Origin of the sequence: Halobacillus sp. Cin3 (genome assembly GCF_947311855.1) — a bacterium.
Lineage (GTDB): Bacteria > Bacillota > Bacilli > Bacillales > Halobacillaceae > Halobacillus > Halobacillus kuroshimensis.
Genome location: NZ_CAMZMV010000003.1, coordinates 430,711 through 452,113 on the forward strand (window position 1 = coordinate 430,711; position 21,403 = coordinate 452,113).

The 21,403-nt window shown below is 47.2% G+C and carries 22 protein-coding genes; 18 read left to right on the forward strand and 4 right to left on the reverse strand.

All coding sequences use genetic code 11. The features are described 5' to 3' along the window. Positions 1-100: 100 nt before the first annotated feature. From QMA39_RS12800 to QMA39_RS12865, 14 genes are all read left to right on the forward strand, one after another. Positions 101-334, forward strand: coding sequence for a DUF1146 family protein (locus QMA39_RS12800; RefSeq protein ID WP_027954737.1), 234 nt, complete (start codon positions 101-103; stop codon positions 332-334). Positions 335-421: 87 nt separating this feature from the next. Then, a complete protein-coding gene (locus tag QMA39_RS12805) occupies positions 422-1,132 on the forward strand; it encodes a YwmB family TATA-box binding protein (protein ID WP_027954738.1) in 711 nt (236 codons plus the stop codon). A 34-nt stretch (positions 1,133-1,166) separates the two neighbouring features. Then, entirely contained in the window at positions 1,167-2,477 is a 1,311-nt protein-coding gene (gene murA, locus QMA39_RS12810) for a UDP-N-acetylglucosamine 1-carboxyvinyltransferase (protein ID WP_027954739.1), read from the forward strand. Between the two features lie 129 nt (positions 2,478-2,606). Then, a complete protein-coding gene (spoIID, locus tag QMA39_RS12815) occupies positions 2,607-3,617 on the forward strand; it encodes a stage II sporulation protein D (protein ID WP_281658952.1) in 1,011 nt (336 codons plus the stop codon). A 436-nt stretch (positions 3,618-4,053) separates the two neighbouring features. After that, positions 4,054-4,941, forward strand: a complete 888-nt coding sequence (locus QMA39_RS12820; RefSeq protein WP_281658953.1) for a M23 family metallopeptidase — start codon at positions 4,054-4,056, stop codon at positions 4,939-4,941. 261 nt (positions 4,942-5,202) lie between these two features. After that, positions 5,203-5,484, forward strand: coding sequence for a sporulation transcriptional regulator SpoIIID (gene spoIIID / locus QMA39_RS12825; RefSeq protein ID WP_027954742.1), 282 nt, complete (start codon positions 5,203-5,205; stop codon positions 5,482-5,484). 258 nt (positions 5,485-5,742) lie between these two features. Next, a complete protein-coding gene (locus tag QMA39_RS12830; protein ID WP_027954743.1) occupies positions 5,743-6,741 on the forward strand; it encodes a rod shape-determining protein in 999 nt (332 codons plus the stop codon). A gap of 33 nt (positions 6,742-6,774) precedes the next feature. After that, entirely contained in the window at positions 6,775-7,599 is an 825-nt protein-coding gene (locus tag QMA39_RS12835; protein WP_206933130.1) for a flagellar hook-basal body protein, read from the forward strand. A 14-nt stretch (positions 7,600-7,613) separates the two neighbouring features. Next, entirely contained in the window at positions 7,614-8,441 is an 828-nt protein-coding gene (locus QMA39_RS12840; RefSeq protein WP_206933131.1) for a flagellar hook-basal body protein, read from the forward strand. 20 nt (positions 8,442-8,461) lie between these two features. After that, complete coding sequence (locus QMA39_RS12845) at positions 8,462-8,764, forward strand: DNA-directed RNA polymerase subunit beta (RefSeq protein ID WP_027954746.1); 303 nt, start codon at positions 8,462-8,464, stop codon at positions 8,762-8,764. A 248-nt stretch (positions 8,765-9,012) separates the two neighbouring features. Then, positions 9,013-10,338: an NAD(P)/FAD-dependent oxidoreductase gene (locus QMA39_RS12850; RefSeq protein ID WP_281658954.1), complete on the forward strand. Its 1,326-nt coding sequence runs from the start codon at positions 9,013-9,015 to the stop codon at positions 10,336-10,338. 2 nt (positions 10,339-10,340) lie between these two features. Next, positions 10,341-11,429: a class I SAM-dependent methyltransferase gene (locus QMA39_RS12855; protein ID WP_035531734.1), complete on the forward strand. Its 1,089-nt coding sequence runs from the start codon at positions 10,341-10,343 to the stop codon at positions 11,427-11,429. Positions 11,430-11,531: 102 nt separating this feature from the next. Further along, positions 11,532-11,954, forward strand: coding sequence for a 3-hydroxyacyl-ACP dehydratase FabZ (gene fabZ / locus QMA39_RS12860; protein ID WP_027954748.1), 423 nt, complete (start codon positions 11,532-11,534; stop codon positions 11,952-11,954). Between the two features lie 117 nt (positions 11,955-12,071). Further along, on the forward strand, positions 12,072-12,305 hold the full coding sequence (locus QMA39_RS12865; protein WP_156896465.1) for a hypothetical protein: 234 nt from the start codon (positions 12,072-12,074) through the stop codon (positions 12,303-12,305). 35 nt (positions 12,306-12,340) lie between these two features. Here QMA39_RS12865 and QMA39_RS12870 read toward each other — a convergent pair whose 3' ends face one another. Beyond that, a complete protein-coding gene (locus QMA39_RS12870; protein ID WP_027954750.1) occupies positions 12,341-12,520 on the reverse strand; it encodes a YjfB family protein in 180 nt (59 codons plus the stop codon). 203 nt (positions 12,521-12,723) lie between these two features. Here QMA39_RS12870 and QMA39_RS12875 point away from each other — a divergent pair, with 203 nt between their 5' ends. From QMA39_RS12875 to QMA39_RS12885, 3 genes are all read left to right on the forward strand, one after another. Next, positions 12,724-13,344, forward strand: a complete 621-nt coding sequence (locus tag QMA39_RS12875; RefSeq protein WP_281658955.1) for a hypothetical protein — start codon at positions 12,724-12,726, stop codon at positions 13,342-13,344. Positions 13,345-13,777: 433 nt separating this feature from the next. After that, on the forward strand, positions 13,778-15,124 hold the full coding sequence (locus QMA39_RS12880; protein WP_281658956.1) for an efflux RND transporter periplasmic adaptor subunit: 1,347 nt from the start codon (positions 13,778-13,780) through the stop codon (positions 15,122-15,124). Continuing rightward, positions 15,111-18,188: an efflux RND transporter permease subunit gene (locus QMA39_RS12885; RefSeq protein ID WP_281658957.1), complete on the forward strand. Its 3,078-nt coding sequence runs from the start codon at positions 15,111-15,113 to the stop codon at positions 18,186-18,188. Before QMA39_RS12880 ends, QMA39_RS12885 begins: the two co-directional genes overlap by 14 nt. A 299-nt stretch (positions 18,189-18,487) precedes the next feature. On the opposite strand, the gene QMA39_RS12890 is transcribed toward QMA39_RS12885, so the two are convergent. Further along, positions 18,488-18,859 carry a PilZ domain-containing protein gene (locus QMA39_RS12890; protein WP_027954754.1) on the reverse strand — a complete coding sequence of 124 codons (372 nt, stop codon included), beginning with the start codon at positions 18,857-18,859 and terminating at the stop codon, positions 18,488-18,490. A gap of 91 nt (positions 18,860-18,950) precedes the next feature. Further along, positions 18,951-19,673: a CBS domain-containing protein gene (locus QMA39_RS12895; RefSeq protein ID WP_281658958.1), complete on the reverse strand. Its 723-nt coding sequence runs from the start codon at positions 19,671-19,673 to the stop codon at positions 18,951-18,953. A gap of 241 nt (positions 19,674-19,914) precedes the next feature. Here QMA39_RS12895 and sinI point away from each other — a divergent pair, with 241 nt between their 5' ends. Then, positions 19,915-20,244: a DNA-binding anti-repressor SinI gene (gene sinI, locus QMA39_RS12900; protein ID WP_027954757.1), complete on the forward strand. Its 330-nt coding sequence runs from the start codon at positions 19,915-19,917 to the stop codon at positions 20,242-20,244. Between the two features lie 44 nt (positions 20,245-20,288). On the opposite strand, the gene QMA39_RS12905 is transcribed toward sinI, so the two are convergent. Beyond that, on the reverse strand, positions 20,289-21,053 hold the full coding sequence (locus tag QMA39_RS12905; RefSeq protein WP_027954758.1) for a sugar phosphate isomerase/epimerase: 765 nt from the start codon (positions 21,051-21,053) through the stop codon (positions 20,289-20,291). Positions 21,054-21,403 lie beyond the last annotated feature (350 nt).

A 21,403-nucleotide genomic window follows, 5' to 3' on the forward strand; every position in this document is an offset into this window, starting at 1 on the left:
GGATATTTTCGATATTCCCCGGGAAATACGATGGCTGCGGCTTTTTTGTCGTTATGTCCGTATGATTTAAGGACTGGTAGATGAAGGAGGGTGAATAGACATGGAACAATATTTTGCCGAAGAAGCACTGATGAGCATGACCTCCCATTTGATATTCATCATTATTACATGGCGAGCCCTGCAGTCAGTTAACTTTGATGCGTTCTTCCGAAAAAACCGCGTCTTTGAAGCAAGAGCTCTCCTTATTATAATCACGATTGCCCTTGGAACGACTGTCAGTAATTTTTTCCTCGACTTTCTGTCGTGGTCAAACAGTCTTGTGTACTTGTTTTAATGTCTAATGCTGTTAGGAATTGTATCGTATGATTGTGCCTGTCCCTGGTCAAACTGAAAGTAAGACGATGCTTGGGGAGGCATAAACATGTGGAAGAATATTTTGGCCGGTGTGCTGGCAGCTGCCATTGTAGGAACAGGTGCTTATCCACAGGAAATGACACAGGAGCAGGAACCGCTGATAATGTTTGCGTCATTTGCTGAGGATAAGCAGCTCAACGTAGAAGAATGGACCATGATGATGAAACGGAAGGTTCCCGCAGAACAATCCGGAGAAATCATGGAAAGGATTTTAGAGCAGGGGCAGCATCAGGAGGTTTCCCATGAGGAAACGGCACAGGCGGAAAAATGGATTGTCACAAACCGTCACAAAAATAAAAAGATCGTCGAAACATATAGTATGATTTCTCCCAGAAATATGAAGAACAAGGCAGAATTGGTTTATTCTATTCAGGGAGAGGGAACATCCTCTCTGACACAGGACTTGTTCCTTAGTGTGGAAGATGTAAAAAGTCGATATTTCTCTAAATCTGCTACAATTTTCTCTTGTCTAAAGGCCGTAAGCAATGGTATTATAGACGATGTTTTAGTGTATAAAAAATTCAAAGAAACTTTAGACGTAGCAACAATAGATGAAATCGACGAGAATGGCTGGACGAGCAGATCCGGCTGGACAGACAAATGGGCTCAGTCAATACCCTCAGGTAAACAATCAATGAATGTTCAATTCGCTACAAGAACTTTGGGCGGGGAGACAAACATCACTATTGGCACACCCATTATTACTGCTGAATATTAATAATAGTGAATATGGACGCGGAGGAGAATGAACCTTGGAAAAAATCATCGTCCGTGGTGGGAGGCAGCTGAATGGTACCGTCAAAGCTGAAGGTGCTAAGAATGCCGTACTGCCTGTCATCGCAGCAAGTATTATCGCAAGTGAAGGAAAGAGCGTACTACACGAAGTACCTACTCTAGCTGATGTATATACGATCAACGAAGTGATTCGACATATGAACGCAGATGTCAATATGGTGGGCAACACTGTCACGGTAGACGCCTCAGGTGAGCTGCTGACAGAAGCTCCAATCGAATATGTAAGGAAAATGCGTGCTTCTGTTCTTGTACTGGGACCACTTTTGGCCCGCTATGGCCATGCTAAGGTAGCCATGCCTGGCGGCTGTGCTATCGGATCACGCCCTATCGACCAGCACCTTAAAGGCTTTGAAGCCATGGGAGCTGATGTTACTGTAGGAAACGGGTATGTCGAAGCGGAAGTAAAAGGCCGTCTCAAAGGTGCAAAAATCTATTTTGATGTTCCAAGTGTAGGGGCGACAGAAAACGTCATGATGGCGGCAGCTCTTGCAGAAGGAACGACTACTCTGGAAAACTGTGCCAAAGAACCTGAAATCGTTGACCTTGCCAACTACTTGAACAAAATGGGCGCCCACATTGTAGGCGCAGGTACGGAAACCATCCGTATCGAAGGTGTGGAAAAGCTTTACGGAGCCGAACACACCATTATTCCGGACCGTATCGAAGCAGGAACCTTTATGGTAGCTGCAGCTATTACCGGCGGAAACGTTCTTGTACAAGGTGCTATGCATGAACACCTGCGATCCCTTGTCGCTAAGATGGAGGAAATGGGTGTTATCATCGAAGAAGAGGATGAAGGTCTGCGTGTTATCGGCCCTGATATTTTGAAAGCGACGGATATCAAGACGATGCCGCACCCTGGATTCCCGACAGATATGCAGTCTCAAATGATGGCTTTAATGCTGAATGCTACTGGCACAAGTGTCATTACAGAAACTGTTTTTGAGAACCGTTTTATGCACGTGGAGGAATTCCGCCGCATGAACGCAAGTATCAAAATAGAAGGACGCAGTGTAATCATTGAAGGACCATCCTCACTGCAGGGCGCAGAAGTAGCTGCGACAGACCTGCGTGCAGGTGCAGCCTTGATTCTTGCGGGTCTTGTTTCTGAAGGATACACAAGAGTGACAGAGCTTAAGCACCTGGACCGTGGATATGTAGACTTCGCAGAAAAATTAGCTCAACTCGGCGCTGACATCGAACGCGTGAAAGAAGAAGATGCCTACAGCGAAGAGCACGAACCAAGTGAATCTGTATCGACCTTATAATATACATTTTTACAGCCTGCCTGTTTCAATATATTTGAAATAGGCAGGCATTTTTTGTTCTATCATCTTCCATTTCTGGATACATTTTTAGTAGAGGATTTTACTATGTATACAGCCAGGAGGGTGCGGATGAAAAAAAACAATCGAACAGGTCTGATGGTTGTTCTCGCCTTAATGATCACCATACTTGTCCTACCGACTTTAATTGTTATCCCCTTCACGAGTCCTGCCGATACATCAGAGGTGGAAGAAGCAGAACCGCAGGAGAAACAGGGAGAGGAGGAGTCCCCATTCCTTGTGAAGGTTCTGCGTTCTCAGACAGACCAGGTGGAAGAAGTCCCTTTGGAGACATATGTAGCGAGGGTGGTGGCTTCAGAAATGCCGGTCAACTTTGAATTGGAAGCCTTAAAGGCTCAAGCACTCGCAGCTAGGACGTACATCACCCGCCATATGATTGAAGGAGCTCAGGTGTCAGAAGCAGCTGATGTGTCAGACACGGTTACCCATCAGGTGTATAAAAATGAGGATGAGCTCAGAGGCCAGTGGCAGGATGAGTTTAACAGCAACATGGAAAAGATTGAACAGGCGGTAAAAGCCACTCAGGGAGAAATCATCACCTATGATCACAAACCGATTACGGCTTCTTTTTTTTCCACGAGTAATGGCTACACGGAAAACGCAGGGGATTACTGGGAGCACGACATCCCATACCTGCAGAGCGTAGAAAGTCCGTGGGATCAAGATTCTCCGAAATTCGCTGATCAGAAAATTGTTTCCACAGCGGAATTAGAGCAGACGCTCGGCATAGCCATGAATGGATCGATTCAGACGTCTACGATGACCAAAACAGAAGGCAATCGGGTGGATGAAGTTCATTTCGGCAGCCAGACTTTCTCAGGAAGGGAAATCCGGGAGAAATTCGGTTTGTCCTCGAGTGATTTCACAATTGAACAAAAAGGTGATCATGTCATTTTTACAACCAAAGGGTACGGTCACGGCGTGGGGATGAGTCAGTACGGAGCCAACGGGATGGCGAAAACAGGGAAGAATTATAAAGACATCATCCACCATTATTATCAGGACACTGAAATCAGCCCCTTAAGCACCCAGACCGCCCTCCTCAGCTCAGCAGCTGAATAAGCACGAAGAAAAAGCCGGTTCCCCGGCTTTTTTTCTTTTTAAACTAAGGAATTATCTCCTTTTACCCCCTGGTTGAAGAAAAATGAAGTATAGGACTCTTATTCATTTTGTAATGATGATAGAAGTGGGTTTCGAAGTGATTTTGAGAACTTTATATGGCAAGGGGCGTAGGGGGAGGGGGAGACTCCTGTGGGAGCAGCGTTCAAGGTGAGATCCCACAGGACGACACGTCCGAGGAAGCTCACCGAACGCCCACGGAAAGCGACTCCTCCCCAAACGCCCCTCATATACATCCCATTCTCGAAATCAGATATTCATGGACCGTCCTATACAGTAAATCATCACCATGGTGGTTTTGCCTTCATCTGTAAAATTTTTCATCACCGATGTATAGATTGGACAAGATCTGTTCAGAATGGTTTTTGAGGTGATGAACATGAAAGATGAAGGTAAAAAAAGCGTGACTAAATTAAAGTTCAAACGCTTGATGCGCAAGAAGTGGTTGTATCCAGCTTTGTATTTGTCCGTAGCTGCTTTAGTCCTTGTAGGCGTATTCTGGTATCAGCAGAGTGCCAATGATGTAGAAAACCAGACTGCTGACCAGCAGAAATCGCAGAGTCAGGATGAATTCCTTGTCAATGAAGATGGAGAGTCTGTACCCGTTATGGACCACCAGGAAAATCTGCAGATGCCTGTGGCTGACGAAAAGACAGCTTCCATCGTAACAAAATTCTACGACTACGAAGCTTCTGAGCAAGATCAAGAAAGTGCACTGGTCCTATACAACAATAAATACTACCAAAGTGAAGGCGTAGATATTACAAGAGAAGATGGAGAAGCCTTTGAAGTAACGGCTGCTCTATCAGGAACAGTGACCGAAGTGAAAGAAGATCCGCTGTACGGCAATGTTATTGAAGTTCAGCACGACGAGAATCTCTCTACCGTGTATGCTAGTTTAGAAAGTGTCGATGTACTCGCTGGATCTGATATCGCTCAAGGAGATGTCATTGGATCAGCAGGACGTAATTCCTTCGGACAGGCAAGCGGTGTGCATGTGCATTTCGAAGTCCGTAATGACGGTCAGCCAGTGAACCCGGAGGCATTCTTCGGTCAGCCGGTCAGCCAGATTGTGGAAAGTGCAGAAAAAGAGCCCGCTGAAGCTGAGCAGACAGAAGAAGGAACTCCTTCCGACACCCCTGAAGAAGAAAACGGGGAGCCATCGGATGAACAAATGAATAATGAGGAAGACCCGGCAGAAACAGAAGGCGGAGAACAGGCGCCTGATGAAGAAAGCGCATCTTCCATCTCTACAACACAGGCATAGCAGATAAGGCTGACAAGAACATTCTTGTCAGCCTTATTTTTTTATTTTTTCGGGCATAAAATTAAGAAATCCGAACATCATGCGCATGCGAAGGCATATCGAGGCGGTTTTATTAATACAATGAGTTAACCGAGCACTCGGTAACATCCAGGGTGAAACACCATGAATAGACATCCAGAAGCAAGTGCCCCCTCATGTTATAACGGACGCTTTCCTAAACGCCCCATCTCCTTGGATAGTCAATCACAGGAGGCGAGTGGAGTGCATGATTACATCAAAGAGAGGACCATCAAGATTGGAGAGCACATTATTGAAACGAAAAAAACGGTGAGAGTGATCGCCAAAGAGTTTGGCGTTTCAAAAAGTACGGTTCATAAGGATTTAACGGAGCGGCTCCCTGAGGTCAATCCGGAGCTGGCCAAGGAAGTCAAAAAAATCCTGGATCATCATAAGGAAATCAGACATCTCCGTGGCGGGGAAGCAACAAGGCGTAAGTATAAAACGCAGATCATTGAAGAGCAGCCGGTTCAGCCTCAATTGTGAACAGTCCCTCCCATTGTCAAAATCCCTCGACACTTGGTAACTTTTTTCAACTCCCATGAGACGAATGTCGTAATTTTGTGATAGAATATAGAATTAGATGTGTGATCATTTCAACAAAATAGACTGACTCAAATAGGGAAAACATAAGTTATCGAGTATTTGTATGGCATTGCCTGACAGCATAACGGATAACGGCCATCCGTTATGTGTTTTGTGGTGAGGTAATGATGTTTTTACAATAGGGAGGATCTACAGGACATGTTTGCGAGAGATATAGGTATAGACCTGGGTACAGCCAATGTACTTATCCACGTAAAAGGTAAAGGTATCGTTTTGAATGAGCCATCGGTCGTTGCAATGGACCGGAATACAGGCAAGGTATTGGAAGTTGGAGAAGAAGCACGGCGGATGGTCGGACGGACACCGGGGAACATTGAAGCGATCCGTCCTCTTAAAGATGGCGTGATTGCTGATTTCGATGTGACAGAAGCGATGCTGAAGCATTTTATACAAAAAACGAATGTGAAAGGTTTCCTTTCGAAGCCAAGGATGTTGATCTGCTGCCCGACGAACATTACGAAAGTGGAGCAGAAAGCCATCAAGGAAGCAGCGGAAAAATCCGGCGGAAAGAAAGTATATCTTGAGGAAGAGCCAAAAGTAGCGGCGATTGGTGCCGGCATGGATATCTTCCAGCCGAGCGGTAATATGGTCGTTGATATCGGTGGCGGTACAACGGATGTTGCGGTGCTTTCCATGGGGGATATTGTAACGGCTTCCTCCATCAAGATGGCCGGTGATAAATTCGACCATGAAATCCTTCAGTATATTAAGAAGGAATACAAACTGTTGATTGGTGAACGGACGGCTGAAGATATTAAAATCAGTGTAGCCACTGTGTTCCCGGGTTCCAGAAGCGAGGAAATCGAAATCCGCGGACGCGATATGGTTTCCGGACTTCCAAGAACCATTACGGTCAATTCCGAAGAAATCGAAAAATCACTTCGTGAATCTGTCCAGATGATTGTTCAGGCTGCGAAGCAGGTGCTTGAACGCACACCACCTGAATTATCCGCAGACATTATTGACCGAGGGATCATCATGACCGGCGGCGGTGCCCTCCTTCATGGTATTGATCAGCTCCTTGCAGAAGAATTGAAGGTTCCTGTTCTTGTAGCCGAGTCCCCGATGGACTGTGTGGCTACAGGAACGGGAATTATGCTTGAAAATATAGACAAGCGTATCTCTACAAAGTTATAAAAGGCTGAGATATCCGGGAGGAGTGAACGGACGTTGTTAAGAGGTTTTTATACCGCTGCATCAGGAATGATGGCCAACCAGCGGATGCAGGAAATGTTATCGAATAACATATCTAACGTAGAAACGCCGGGTTATAAACAGACCCAGGGAAGTTTACGGGCTTTTCCCGAGCTGCTTTTGCAGCAGATGGGATCGAAAACACTGCCGACGTCAACGGCTCCTGTCGTTCCGGATCAAGGTGAGGTGGGATCCCTTCATACAGGTGTATACCTTCAGGAGACAACGCCTGACTTTTCCCAGGGAGCTCTAAAAGAAACCGGAGTCTCTACAGATATGGCACTTGTCGCAGGTGAGCTGCCTGATGAAAACGGTGCTGTTCTTTTTCAAGTGGAGAACAGCGATGGTGAAGCCCGTTACACGAAGAATGGAAGCTTTACGGTGGATGGGGAAGGATTTCTGACCACGAATACAGGGTACAGACTTCTTGATGAAAGCGGAAATCCAATCAATACGGGAGGACAAGCGTTTCTTGTGTCTAAAACCGGTATGCTCACGACAGACAATGGCAGCACTCAGCTGGCCGTTTCTTATACACCAGATGCCAATGGGCTTGTACCTGAAGGCAGCGACCTTTACGTTCCTGGAGAAAATGCCCAGCCTTTAGGGAACGCTCTGGAAAACGAAGGTGTGAATTTTTCCGTTCACCAGAACTACATTGAACGGTCGAACGTTGATATGAATCAGACGATGACAGAAATGATGAACACCTATCGTTCGTTTGAAATGAACCAGCGTGTCCTGAAAGCTTATGATCAAAGTATGCAGCAGGCCGTATCTGAAATCGGCCGCATCCGCTGAGGGAGAGAATCAACATGATTAATCGGTCCATGATTCAGTCAGCTGCAACGATGGGGCAGCTGCAGCAGAAACTGGATATCATCGGAAACAATATGGCGAACAGCCAGACGACAGGATACAAAAGTACCGGAGCGGATTTTTCCTCCCTCCTCGTTCAGCAGTTGAACAATCAATCCAATGGACAAGCCGAAGCAGGGCGTTTGACTCCTGATGGCATCCGGGTCGGGACAGGTGCTAAACTGGGAAGTAAGCGCGTGGATATCAGCCGGGGAAGCCTGAAGGAGACAGACAGAGCCCTGGATGCTGCCCTGCTGGAGGAAAATCAGCTGTTTGTCCTCGATGTCTCTGATCAGAGTGGCGGCTCAGAAACCCAGTTTACAAGAGCTGGTCACTTTTATTTGAACCCTTTGGGTAACAATCAAGCGATGCTTACAAACGCTGATGGGCATGCGGTCCTCGGTGAAGATGGTAATCCGATCATGATCGAAGATACTTTTGACGGAATATCCATCGCTGATGATGGATCACTGCTTGTACAGCGAAACGGCACCCAGGAAGTGGAAGGGAAGCTCCAGGTTGTGGAAGCGTCCCGCCCTCACTTACTGGAGGCCGCAGGTGGAAGCCGGTTCCGAATCCCGGAAGGAAGCGGGGAAGCCGGACTGATCGAGGAGCTTGAAGCAGGAAATATCAAGCTTCAAGGAGGAGCATTGGAGCAATCCAACGTGGATATCGGTGCTCAAATGACGGAAATGATGACAGCTCAAAGAGCCTATCAATTGAATGCTCAGTCTATTTCAACAGGAGACCAGATGATGGGACTGGTAAACCAGCTGAGATCATAAACGTAAGGGGTAGAACGACCATGGCGACAGATCCGAAATCAAAAGGTAAAAAACTGAATAAGAAACAAGAGAAAGAAAACAAGCGCAGAGAAACGGATAAAAAAGCAGGAGCTCAAGCAGATAAGAAAGAAAAAAATCTCCAGGGGCGCCGGCGTATTCTACCGATCTGGCTGCGTATTATTCTTGTTGTGCTGTTCAGTGCGGCCGCTTTGATCATTGGATTAATGGTCGGTTACGGCGTTCTTGGAGATGGAAACCCTATGGATGCTCTTAAGCTGGATACATGGAAGCACATCCTGGATATTGTAATGAAAACCGAATAAAAGAAAGCTTGTACTCTAATTTCTATGCTTTCTTTCAGTAAAAAAGAACGGGCCCGCAGCTCGTTCTTTTTTTATTTTCCTTCCAGCGTTATGGACGATTAAAGATGTCCCGACCGGTTAAGAAACGGATTCAATGCTCGGCTTTTTTTACCATGTTCTGGTATATCGTTGTCGTTTGAAAGGTTTTCAAGTTCCGAATTAGGGAAAGAAAACCATACGGACATGAATCACAACGGGGAGGGTGACAGGTGAAAGCAGAAGTGTTTATCGCAGGTGGCGGTGTCGGCGGACTTGCACTTGCTGCCAAGCTTGCTTCAAGAGGGGTACACGTCATTATCGCAGAACAATTGAAAAAAGAATCTCCTGCCTATAAAGGAGAGCTTCTGCAGCCAAAGACGCTGGCGATACTGGAACGCCTCGGGGTGCTCGATGAAATAGAGGCGAACGGCCATGCTTTGGATGAACTTCGGTTTCAGGAAGTTCATCGACGGGAAGGACAGCCCCCGGAGGAAATCAATCTGACTGAGCTGAGTTACAGCCGTGTGGCGACGACCTATGACCATTCCTTGATGGTCCCTCACGAAAAGACGAAGGAAATTCTCCGCAATAAGGGAATGGAATATGAAGAGTATTTTCATTACCTTCCGGGCGCCCGCTTCTTAGGGTTTGAGAATGGGATGGCGAAAGTCAAACAGAAGAAGGAAATCCTCTACATCCAAGCCGGCGTGTACATAGGAGCTGAAGGCAGGAGCTCTCCTACACGGGATGCCATGAACGTGGAAGTGAAGCGGAAAGACTACAACCATCACTTTCTCACAGTCACCATCCCCCGGCCGGAAAGTTTCACAAAAGGGAAGATCATCACGACCTCCAGCTGTTTCCTCGGCTTATTTCCACTTCCTGACCGCGAAGTCAGAACGGTGTTCCTGATCAAGGCCGGAGACTACAAAAAAATAAAAGAGCTGGGACTTGAACATCTGTACAAAGCTTACAGTGAACTGGAGCCTGAGCTCGCTGAAGGTGTCAGGGCCATTCAAGACTGGAAGACGGTCCAATTGATGATTCCCTTTACGTATCACGTGGACAAATACTACTCAGGCAATCTGGCGATCTTAGGAGATGCCGCTCACACGGTTCATCCGATGGCAGGAGAAGGAATGAACCTGGCTGTTCAGGATGCTGATGTGCTTGGTGAGCTTCTGGCGTGGTGCTGGGAGGAAGGGAAATCCTACGCGGATCATCTGCATTATTACGAAGAGGTTCGAAAGCCGAGAGTCGAATTCCTGTTGAATCTCAGTCATATGTCCGCCCTCGTCTATTCATTTAGATACGAGTGGTGGAGACGTTTTCGGATGAAGGCCGTTCAGCGGATTTTCGATGATGACTACCTTCATGTCAAACAAATGCTGAACATATCAGGATTGGGGAAATGGGATTTCACTTTCATTGACAGGGGCATTCAGGGAAATGTCCTGCCCGTGAGAAAGAAGAAAGTATCGGATCAGGAACAGCAGCACTTCTTGTTTTCTGAAGCTGAGGATTATCCTTGGAAAAGATCAAAGAAAGGAAGATGACAATGAATGAGTGGGTCACAGCCATGCAGGCGAGAAAATGGATGAAGAATAATGAATCCTTTTTACCGAGCTGGCATGCATATGTTGGAGCGGAGCTCGGGTTGTTCGATGAGTTCAGGACGGCGAGGACGGTGGAAGCGATCAGCGAGAAAACCGGCTATCCTTATGACCTGCTCTCATCCTGGGTGAAAGTCGGTGTCGCCGTCAAACATTTGAAAAAACGGCCGAACAACCGATTCAGAACTTCCAAACGGCGGTGTGCTGCTCTTATGGGGGATGATGCGTCTCCAGGTGTCAAAGCCCTGCTGAAAGAAATGATGGAACTGCATATCCCGACGATGCTCAGGTATCCCGATATCATCACATCCCAGGAGCGGGCGGAATTCGATCATGAACGTCATGGAGGAGTAGTGGCTGAGACTTCAGCCCTTCTTGAACATTTTGCGATTAAGAAAATTAAGAAGATGATCCGTGAAAAACAGGTCCGTTCCATTGTCGACTTAGGCTGTGGCCATGGAGGATATTTGAGGAAGCTGGCTGCTGAGTTTCCAGATGTACAGATGATTGGTGTCGATATTAACCAGAAGGTCATTGATAAGGCACGGGAAATGTCGGGGGATTATTCGAATGTCACCTTTCAAGTGGGCGACATCAATAGCTGGACTCCAGAGGATGAAACCGTGGATGTGATTCTCCTTCACAATATTTTTCATTACATTCATCCGGATGACCGGCCGCCGCTGTTGGACCACCTCTACTCGTATGTGCGCACCGATGGTCTGATATCGGTCATTACGCCGATCAATGAAACCGAGCATGGTGAAGCCTTTTCCTCCGCATTCAACAGCTTTTTCGTGGCTCACTCCAACCTTTTTGCCCTTCCAACGAAAAAAGAACTGCAGGAAGTATCGCAGAACTGTAAATTTGATCTTTTCGATCTGAGTCCAATCGTTAAAGAAGGCTCGTGGTATACGTTCTGGCTGAGCCCGGCAAGCCCGGTAGAGGAAATCCACCAGACCGGATATTCAGGAGAATCTTCACAATCCCTGAAATCAAACGCCCGTACCGCCGAATTGACCAGAAGTTCATAAGCACCCTGCCGACTGCAGAATCGTACAATTTCCGAAAAAATTTTGTTCCAGAGAGCTCCTGCCCTTATAATTAGAAAAGAACGCAGGAAAGGAGCTTTGAACATGTTGGACATTAATCAAATTAAAGAAATCATTCCCCACCGCTATCCCTTTCTTCTTATCGATCAGGTGGAAGAGCTTGTGGAGGGGGAGCGTGCGGTAGGCTATAAAAACGTAACGATGAACGAGCCCTTCTTTCAAGGGCACTTTCCGGATTACCCGGTCATGCCGGGTGTTCTGATCACTGAAGCCCTGGCCCAGATGGGGGCAGTGGCGATGTTGAAGAAAGAAGAAAACCAGGGAAAACTGGCCTTTTTCACAGGTATTGATAAATGCCGTTTCAAACGCCAGGTCAAACCGGGGGACCGCTTGAAGCTGGAAGTGGAAATTGTTCGTCTGAAAGGCCCTGTAGGTAAAGGGAAAGCGAAAGCCACCGTGGATGGTGAGCTTGCCTGCGAAGCGGAAATTATGTTCGCTTTGAAATAACTGCTGAAAGACCCGTCTGTATGCGGGTCTTTTTTTTATGAAAAAAAGCAGGAAGGATGGATGGATATTCATCCGCTGGACATACTAACACTCAAGATGAGAAAAGGAGGAAATGAAATGAAATCCTTATTACTTAAACTTATGACAGCTCTATTTGCCATCACATTACTCGGCGCCTGCGCTTCTGAAGAGGAGCCGGCGGAAGAGGAAAACGACACAGAAGAAAACATGCAGGAAGAAGAAAACATGGAAGAAGAAGAAAATATGGACGAAGAAATGAAAGAGGAAGAGAAGGAGCAGGAAGACATGACAGACGAAAATGCTCCTGAAGACGAAGAAAATAACGAATAACCAAAAGCAGGGAGAGTTCTCTCCCTGCTTGAACTTTACCCTCTTAAATCTACACGATTACCAAGATCGGGGTGGGAAACCGACTGGTTCAGCATCTCCACCATCTGACTCCCTTTCGCCTCGGCATCATCCTTCACTTTGTCCATTAATGCAAGATTAGTCTGCTGTTTGAGCTGAGTCTGACCAAGGACCATCGATAAAGCGGCAGCATCCATAATATCCCTCCTTTCGTATTACCATCGGCGGCTCCGGAGCAAAATGAAGAGAAAACATAAGGAACCCATCTATCAATCGTTGAAAACCTTTGGAAAAAGCATGCGTGTTATGTAAAATGGAAGTATAAACGTTCATGCAGACTTTACAAATACGTGTTTCCACGTTTGGGTTGTGTGGAATAAGCGAATTGAGGTGATTAATGATGAAGTATAGAACGGCGAACGACTTAAAAGACCTGCTGTTGGAAGACTATGAAAAAGTAGTGAACCACATCCCGCTCGAAAAACTGGATGTTTATGTCTACCTTCAAACCGTCTTCCATGATACTTATGTGCCGGACGACACCTTGTACCAATTCATCTTCCGCCATTTCTTCCGGCTCGATAATCCAAGCTTAACGAAGGAATTCGAGATTTTCTATTTTAAACTGATGGAAGAACAAAGGGGATATGAACGGCCGAATATCGTCCAGATCACCAGGGATTTATATGAAGTGAAGAATCATAAGGGAAACCCTACGATGCAGTTTCCTCTGGCGGCTTCCATGCTTCATACCATCAATCCGAGCTTTCCTTCCTATGACAGTGATATCGTGAAATCCTTTGATTTCTCCTCTACTTATCACCTGTCCGGATTTGAGAAGAAAATGAAACGTTATATCGGACAGTATCAGCATACATTCAAAACGTATGAAGAGCTGATCCAGGATGAAGCCCTTGAACCGATGTTCAACCATTTCGATGAACGGTTCCCTGAATACGACCTGCCTAAGATTAAAAAATTGGATCTTATGGTTGCCCAGCTCGGCAACCTGCTTCAATGAAAAAAAGCCTCCTGAAAAGGAAGGTGTCCGGCTGTCGAGAACACTCTCGGCAGTCTTTTTTTTATGATTTCTTAGAAGGAGGGGACTGAGCCGTTCCGGCCGCGGATGTCACGAGGAGCGTTCGATGGTGACACCTGCAGCAACCATACACCGATAAGCGGAACGTGACCAACCGCATCACATATGGATAACTACGGTGTAAGGCAAGTCCCCCTCTAATAATCTTGATGCCTTTCACAATATTGTCATTTTCGCTAAAACACTACAAGTTGCAATACATTTCACACTTTAGTAACATAATTCATAATTGTGACTATTTGGTCACTCCCACAAAAACAGTGGGATTTTGTCGTATGTTGCGGAAGGTATTAGGGAAAATATAGATAGGAAAATGATGGGACCGCGGAGTCTTACTACGGAAGGGAAGTCTTTAATGAAACGGTTGTTGCTACTACTTATACTGCTTTTCTTTGTAACCGCTTGTATGCAGGAGGAAAGCTCGGAAGAGACAGAAGAACGGGTGACTCCGGTGAAGGTGGATCGTGTTCAAAACGAGGATTTCGTTATTGAACGGAAAATTACAGGACGCGCGGCCTCGCCTGATTCCTCCCCGGTGATGCCCGAGACACCAGGGGAAGTGGCCACCTTGAATATCGCTAAAGGGGACCGTGTGGAAAAAGGGGAGACGATAGCCGTCGTTCGACCCGGTGGAAATGTGGGGGATCAGGTAGAACTTCAGGAGATTGCTGTCCGCCAGGCAGAAAAACAGCTTGAGAATGCCAGGATTTCTGAAGAACAGGCCCATCTTGGCGTTGAGAACGCAGAAGACCAGGTGGAATTGGCAGAACAGGCCTCTCAGTCAGAAGCCAGCCAGTCCGCTCAAGCGGCAGAGGCTGCAGAGCAGCAATATGAGCAGGCGCAGCAGATTGCCGATGAAACGAAAAAACTGGTGGATGAAGGGACTATCCCAGAAGCTCTCTACAACCAGGCGCAGAGTCGAGCTGATCAAGCTCAGGCTCAGTACCAGCAGCTACAAGGACAGAAGTCACAGTCTTCCTCAGCCGTTGCTCAGGCGGAAGCTCAAGTGAATCAGGCGCAGCAGCAGCTCGACCAGGCTAAGGTGGCTGTCGACCAGGCGGAACTTCAAGTAGAACAGGCGAATGTGCAGTTGAACCAGGCTGAAGAACAGGCAGCGAATGAGGCGATCACAGCCCCTGTGACAGGTGAAGTCGCAAGTCTGAGTGCAGAAGAAGGGGACGCGGTGACCAACCAGCAGCCCTTTGCAACAATTGTTCGTTTGAACCCGATGACTATTTCTGCTTCCATTACTCCTGAACAGCTGGATCTTTTTGAAAAGGGACAGGAGCTGCAAGTCGATCTTCCTGCTTTGGAAAAAGAAGCAGCGACAGTCATCGATTATATCTCTTCTGTTCCCGACGATACCGGCCTTTATCCAGTTGAAGCGACGGTCGACAATGCCGAGGAGAAAATCAAGCCGGGGATGATGGCTTCCTTCCTGCTCCCCGAAAATGTCGTAGAGGACACGTTGATTATTCCTACAGACGGTCTTGTTGAACAAAATGACGAGACATTCGTATATAAAGTAGAAGAAGAGAAGGCCGTCCGTGTGGATGTGGAAGTGATCGAATCACAGAGTGACTTCTCTGCCGTTTCTGGTGACCTTTCCGCAGAGGATGAGGTTATTACTACAGGACAGCTGACCCTCTCAGATGGTGCACAGGTGACCATCATGAAGGAGGATTCTGATGAAGCTCGTTAATCTATCCGTCAAAAGACCTGTGGGTGTCATTATGATTGTGGCCGCCATCTTAGGCCTTGGATTCGTTTCATTAAGAAGTTTAACCATCGACTTATATCCTGAAATTGAGCTTCCGATTGCGGTCGTATCTACTTCATACGAGGGGGCGGCCCCGCAGGAGGTGGAGAAGCTGGTCAGCCGGCCGGTGGAATCGTCTGTTAGCAGTATTGAAGGATTGGAGGTGCTTCAGTCTCAATCACAGGCTGGAGCGTCTCTTGTCCTTCTTCAGTTTAATACAGGAGTCAATCTGGACAGCACGCTTCTACAGGTAAGAGAAAATGTGGATCAAATCACCGGGGTCCTTCCTGAAGGAGCCTCGGATCCAAGTGTGCTGCGATTTGATCCACAGCAGCTTCCGATTATGACCATTGGTCTATCGGGAGATACTCCGGATGAATTACAGCAGGTAGCGGAAAACCGGATTGTTCCGTTTCTGGAAAGGCAGGAAGGGGTCGCTTCCGTAAGTATTGAAGGCGGTCAGGTGAGTGAAATCCAGGTGCTTGTCGACCGTGCGCAGATGACCCAGTATGGACTCGATTCACAAACGGTCATCCAGGCGCTCAATGCCTCCAACCAATCCGCCTCTGCCGGAACAATCGAAAAAGGGCAGAAAGACCTTCAGATCAGGGTGGACGGTGAGTTCAGCTCGATTGACGACGTGAAGAATACGAGAATTCAATCACAGACAGGTGCCCAGGTTACCCTTGATCAAATCGCAGATGTCAGTGAAACACTGACGAACTCTGATACGGTGAGTAAAGTAAACGGTGATTCATCGGTCGTTCTTTCCATTTTGAAAAAATCGGAAGCCAACACAGTGGAAACGGCGGACAACGTCAGGGAAGCCCTTGATGAAGTGCAGGGCGACCTTCCAGAGGAAGTCGGCACGAATATCGTTCTGGATACATCGGAGTTTATTAAAATATCCATTAACAGTGTCGTATTGAACATCATCCTCGGAGGAATCTTCTCCGTGCTCGTCCTGCTGCTATTTTTGAAAAGTATCCGGGCGACGCTTGTCATTGGTCTGTCCATTCCGATCGCCATCATTTCGACCTTCACATTAATGTACTTCACAGGAGAGACGCTGAACGTGCTGACGATGGGAGGACTGGCTCTTGGGATCGGTATGATGGTGGACAGTTCCATTGTTATTTTGGAGAATATCGTAAGCTACCGTCAGCGGGGGTACTCGATGGTGGAAGCAGCTAAACAGGGAGCTTCAGAGCTTGCTCCCGCTGTTGTTGCTTCAGCTACGACAACGCTCGTTGTCTTTCTACCGATCATTTTTGTTGAAGGGATTGCCTCGGAACTCTTTACTCCGCTTGCGCTGACAATCATGTTTGCTCTGATTGCATCGCTGGCTGTGTCGGTCACGTTAATTCCGATGCTGTCCTCGAAGCTGTTAACAAAGTCCTTGAAAGAAAGCGGGCGACGGTATTGGTTCGATCGATTCCTCGATAAAGTGAACGATGGGTACCGGTCGATGCTGCGCTGGGTATTGAAGTTCCGGAAAACGACGATCGCAATTACAGGAGCTCTGATCGTCGGAAGTGCTGCTCTGGTTCCTCTGATCGGCACGGAATTTATCCCTCCTTCCGACCAGGGTCAGATCGAAATAAGGGTCAACATGCCGGCGGGGACGTCGCTGGAGGAAACAGAGTCTGTGACCGCTCAGGTGGACGAGCAGCTGGATACTTTCGAAGATCTCGTGGATGTCCGTTACCTGTCTATCGGAGGAGGTAATATGGGCGGCTTCGGCGCAAGTACCTCCGACTTTGCTTCCTACACCATTCAACTGGTCGAACCTGATCAACGGGAGAAAACGACCCAGACGGTGATGAAGGAAATGGACGATGCTGTGTCTGATATTCCGGGAGCTGAAATTGAAGTCAGTGAACTGGATGCAGGACTGGGGACAGGAGCCCCTCTTCAAGTGCAGTTGAACGGTCCGGAATATGAAGTGCTTGATGAACTTGGCGGGCAGGTCGCCTACTTGATGAATGAAGTGGACGGTGTTCAGAACGCCGCTTCTTCGACGGATGAAGGCCGCCCGCAGATGAATATTACCGTCGATGAGGCGAAGGCGTCTCAATATGGGCTGACCGAGCAGCAGGTGATCAGCCAGGTCCAGCTTGGATTCAATGGACAGATTGCTACCCGGTACCGGGATGGTACGGATGAAAAAGACGTACGCTTCCTGCTTCCGGAGGAGGAGCGGCAGACGATTGCGGACTTGGAGGGGATGTCGGTCCAAACACCGAACGGAGCCTTGGTTCCGCTTGCGACAATTGCCGAGTTGGACCAGGTTCAGGGGCCGGTCTCGCTGTTGAGAGAAAATCAGCAGCCCCAGGTAAACGTGGAAGCGGAAATCTCAGATGTTGATCTGGGAACAGCGACCGAGGAAGTCCGGGCAGAATTGGATTCCTTGAATTTCCCGGATGGATACTCCTACACGATTGGCGGCCAGGCGCAGGATATGCAGGAAGCTTTCGGTGATTTATCCCTGGCGCTGCTATTCTCTGTGTTTCTCGTTTATGCGGTCATGGCTGTGCAGTTTGAGAACTTCTTGTTCCCATTCATCATTATGTTCTCACTCCCTGCTACCATTATCGGGATCAGTGGTGGATTGTTCATTACAGGACTTCCATTCAGTCTGCCGGCCTTTGTCGGGATAATCATGCTGGCGGGGATTGTCGTGAACAACGCCATTGTTCTAGTGGATTATATAAATATACTTCGCAGAAAATCCTACGACAGGTATGAAGCCATTCTGGAGGCTGGACCAAGCCGTCTGCGTCCAATTTTAATGACGACGCTGACAACGGTTCTAGGCATGGTCCCTCTGGCCATCGGTATCGGACGTGGAGCTGAAGCCCAGCAACCACTGGCCGTCACCATTATATTCGGACTTACCGTCTCCAGTTTCTTCACATTAGTCTTGATTCCGGTTGTCTATACGTATTTTGATGACCTGTCAGCAAAAATTACAGGATTCTTCCGAAAACGATCGGCGAAAGAATAAACGAAAAGGGTCTTCCCCACGCAGGGAAGACCCTTTTTCATTGTATGACAACAGCCTCAATTCAAGTGAAAAGAATAGTACGAGCACTTTACGTAAAGGGTGGTGGAAACGTTGAACTTCCACAGTAGAAGATACGAGGCGGGATTATGAAGGTCCTGACCGAGGAAAGGTCCTGGTTCCACCACGGGAAAGCGGGACGTTTTCATCCACCCCTGCTGCTACATGTGCGTAGCCCCCAGGATCTTCCGGAATTCTTGAAAGGGACGATGGAAAAAGGAGAATTTAAATAAACCTTCATGTTAAGGAGACTTCGATTCTATTTGAGTCTTTTGATGTTCTGAGAGGGAATCTCCAAGCTCTTGAATTTTATTCTTCAAACGGCCCGGGTAATCAAAGACATGTAAACCACACGTTGTTTTCTCTTCATTGGTTTTCAGCCAGATGATCCGGCCTTCAAAGGTGAAGGTTTCCCCGTCCATCATAAACGAGATCATCACTTCATCTCTCATCGACAAATGAGGCTCCGGGGAGGAGGTAAAGCGCATCCCGTTCAGACTGATATCATTGACCTCAAGCGGCCCCGATACCTGTGGGCTGAATTTCTTGTTATAAAAACCAGGGAGAGGTGATTGGAATGGATATCTGAAAGGTTCTTGTCTTCTTTCGTGCAACGTCGGCCACCTCTTTCTTATATGGTCAGTTAAGTCCATCATATACTCCTGAATACATGGATTCAATCTTTAATAAGTTAAAAATTCCGAATTACGAAATATCCTGTTCCCTCCTATCGACTTTAATCAAATCCCATGTCGTAACGATTCCCATAGGAAGGTCATCCGATTGTCCTGTTTTCGTAAGAATGACCGCTTTCAGTTTCTTATCTTCATTCAGGCTCTTCTCAAACCTTTCCTCCAAGTCGAATACTGAGGCGGTCGCGGAGAGAAATTGAACATTGGCATGTTTCTCATAGCCAAGAATATCGGAGGCCTGTACGTGAAGGGCGGGATTACCTCCGTTTTCAGCCGTCTGTGCAAGGAAACGGACAATGCCGTCATTAGTCAGGAGTCCGGCAAAGTGATGGCTGTCATCATAGATGGGAAACTGGGATATGCCGTGCTTGCTGAATGCCTCCATAATATGAAGCAGATTCGTGCTCGTCTTAAAGAACAGGACAGGACGCGTAGCGAAGGTCAGAGCTTCAGGCGGCTGCTCAAGAATCTTTTGGATGCTCTTCAAATGATGGACGACATCTTCATGCGGCGTGGCAATATAATAATCCCCGCTGATCCGTTCATGGACAATGGCGTTTCTTAATTTGGCATATTGTTTAAGCTGGTCAAAATGAACACGGACGACACTGTGCTTCAGTTTGGAATGCTGAAGCAGCTCTACGAAATTGTCGTTTTTAGGATATCCGTTCAGTTCCTTCAGGTGCTGGTGGATTTGATTGAAGGTTATTTCAAACTCTTCTACAATATCATGCATGCAAATCACCTTTTTTTTGATTTGTTTATAGTATTTCTGTTTTCGGTGGTATCAATTCCTGATATGATGAAGAACAAAAAATTAAAGAATTTTTTGTCGAAGCCGATAATAATAGGTAGAATGAAAAAGTGGGGGAATGCGGCTTACTACTTTCGACACGTTTCAAAGCAAAAACGTGCTTTAAATAGAACGAAGAACGTAAGTATGCTATACTCGTAGTACATAGAAAGAAGGTGAAAATATGATCGGTGAACGCATACAGAAAATACGTAAAGACCGACATATGTCGCTGTCAGAACTGGCGGATAGAGCAGGGGTCGCAAAGTCTTATTTGAGCTCGATCGAGCGGAACATCCAGACGAATCCATCGATACAATTCCTGACAAAAATTTCACAGGAGCTTGATGTTTCTATTAATTTTCTCCTTCACGGCGAATCAGAGCCGATGGATGAAACACTGGATCAGGACTGGATGACACTTGTCCAGGAAGCCATGAATTCAGGGATATCCAAAGAGCAGTTCCGTGAATTTTTAGAATTTAACAAATGGAGAATTCATCAGAATAAATAAAAACCTGACTGGATGCGCTCAGTCAGGTTTTTTTCTGGTAACACTCAGTTTGTTAGTAAAGATGGGAATTTATTTTTGACGTAGGACATGCTGATCTCAAGACTTTCCATCGGGGTCCGGCGGCTTTCATCCTGCTCCACCACCCACCATTTCACACCGTTTTTCTCTCCAAGGGTGAAAATGGTATCCAGATCGACGCCTCCTGTTCCCAGTTCCGCAAAAAACTGCTCCTCATCCAGTGTCATATCTTTTAAGTGGATGAGCGGTGTGCGCCCCTGGTAACGGTCGATCCAGGCTGCGGGATCCCCACCGGCCTTTTGAATCCAGTAGATATCAAATTCCGCCTGTACGTCCTCTTGACCGGTTTCCTGAAAGATTTTTTCCAAAGGAACGGCTCCATCGGGAAGCGGAGTCAATTCAAAATCGTGATTATGGTAGCACAATGTAAGGCCATGATCACGGCAGACAGCCCCGATGTTTTTCAAATCCTCAATCAGTGCCTCGTAATCCCCGGGCTCCCTGTCCTCGATGTAAGGACACACGATGTAAGGACTTCCAATGATCTTATGGTTTTCAATCACTTGGGTCAAATTGCCCCTCAGTTCCTCAAGGGGAACGTGACTGGAAGCTGCTTTCAGTCCCAGCTCGTCGAGAAGCGCTCTTACTTTCTCAGGGGAGAGTCCACCGAAACCGGCAAACTCAACGCCTTGGAAGCCTAAATCTGCTACTTTCCTTAACGTCCCTTCAAAATCCTTCTCTGTTTCGTTCCTTAATGTATAAAGCTGGACAGCGAATGGTATGGTGGTCATGATTTCATTCCCCTTTCTTTTTATATGGCTCTGTTATTGCTTGGTGTTGTTAATTAACATGTGAGCTCAGATCACCCCTTTCTGTCATGGGATTCGTATGAGGCGGCCTTGGGAATGACTCCCTTTCCGTGGTGTACCGTGAGCCTCCTCAGGCAGCGCCTTCCGGGGTCTAACGATGTACCTTCATCCCACAGGAGTCCCGCCATTCCCGAGGTCGCCTCTTCAAAGAAGGGTAGTTAGAAAGGACATAACCGAAGTCCGTTCCACCACTACGAAAGGGATGGCAGGGAAAACAGGTAGACTCCTGCGGGAAAAAGGAACAAGGTGAGACCCCGGAGAACGAAGTTCGA

Coding starts and splice junctions, on each gene's coding strand:
- QMA39_RS12895 (WP_281658958.1), bottom strand. CDS start 19,673: ATGCATGATATTGTAGAAGAGTTTGAAATAACCTTCAATCAAATCCAC.
- QMA39_RS12840 (WP_206933131.1), top strand. CDS start 7,614: ATGATTAATCGGTCCATGATTCAGTCAGCTGCAACGATGGGGCAGCTG.
- QMA39_RS12870 (WP_027954750.1), bottom strand. CDS start 12,520: ATGGATGCTGCCGCTTTATCGATGGTCCTTGGTCAGACTCAGCTCAAA.
- QMA39_RS12820 (WP_281658953.1), top strand. CDS start 4,054: ATGAAAGATGAAGGTAAAAAAAGCGTGACTAAATTAAAGTTCAAACGC.
- QMA39_RS12885 (WP_281658957.1), top strand. CDS start 15,111: ATGAAGCTCGTTAATCTATCCGTCAAAAGACCTGTGGGTGTCATTATG.
- QMA39_RS12845 (WP_027954746.1), top strand. CDS start 8,462: ATGGCGACAGATCCGAAATCAAAAGGTAAAAAACTGAATAAGAAACAA.
- QMA39_RS12800 (WP_027954737.1), top strand. CDS start 101: ATGGAACAATATTTTGCCGAAGAAGCACTGATGAGCATGACCTCCCAT.
- QMA39_RS12875 (WP_281658955.1), top strand. CDS start 12,724: ATGAAGTATAGAACGGCGAACGACTTAAAAGACCTGCTGTTGGAAGAC.
- QMA39_RS12830 (WP_027954743.1), top strand. CDS start 5,743: ATGTTTGCGAGAGATATAGGTATAGACCTGGGTACAGCCAATGTACTT.
- QMA39_RS12880 (WP_281658956.1), top strand. CDS start 13,778: ATGAAACGGTTGTTGCTACTACTTATACTGCTTTTCTTTGTAACCGCT.
- QMA39_RS12865 (WP_156896465.1), top strand. CDS start 12,072: ATGAAATCCTTATTACTTAAACTTATGACAGCTCTATTTGCCATCACA.
- QMA39_RS12855 (WP_035531734.1), top strand. CDS start 10,341: ATGAATGAGTGGGTCACAGCCATGCAGGCGAGAAAATGGATGAAGAAT.
- fabZ (WP_027954748.1), top strand. CDS start 11,532: ATGTTGGACATTAATCAAATTAAAGAAATCATTCCCCACCGCTATCCC.
- QMA39_RS12805 (WP_027954738.1), top strand. CDS start 422: ATGTGGAAGAATATTTTGGCCGGTGTGCTGGCAGCTGCCATTGTAGGA.
- QMA39_RS12905 (WP_027954758.1), bottom strand. CDS start 21,053: ATGACCACCATACCATTCGCTGTCCAGCTTTATACATTAAGGAACGAA.
- sinI (WP_027954757.1), top strand. CDS start 19,915: ATGATCGGTGAACGCATACAGAAAATACGTAAAGACCGACATATGTCG.
- spoIID (WP_281658952.1), top strand. CDS start 2,607: ATGAAAAAAAACAATCGAACAGGTCTGATGGTTGTTCTCGCCTTAATG.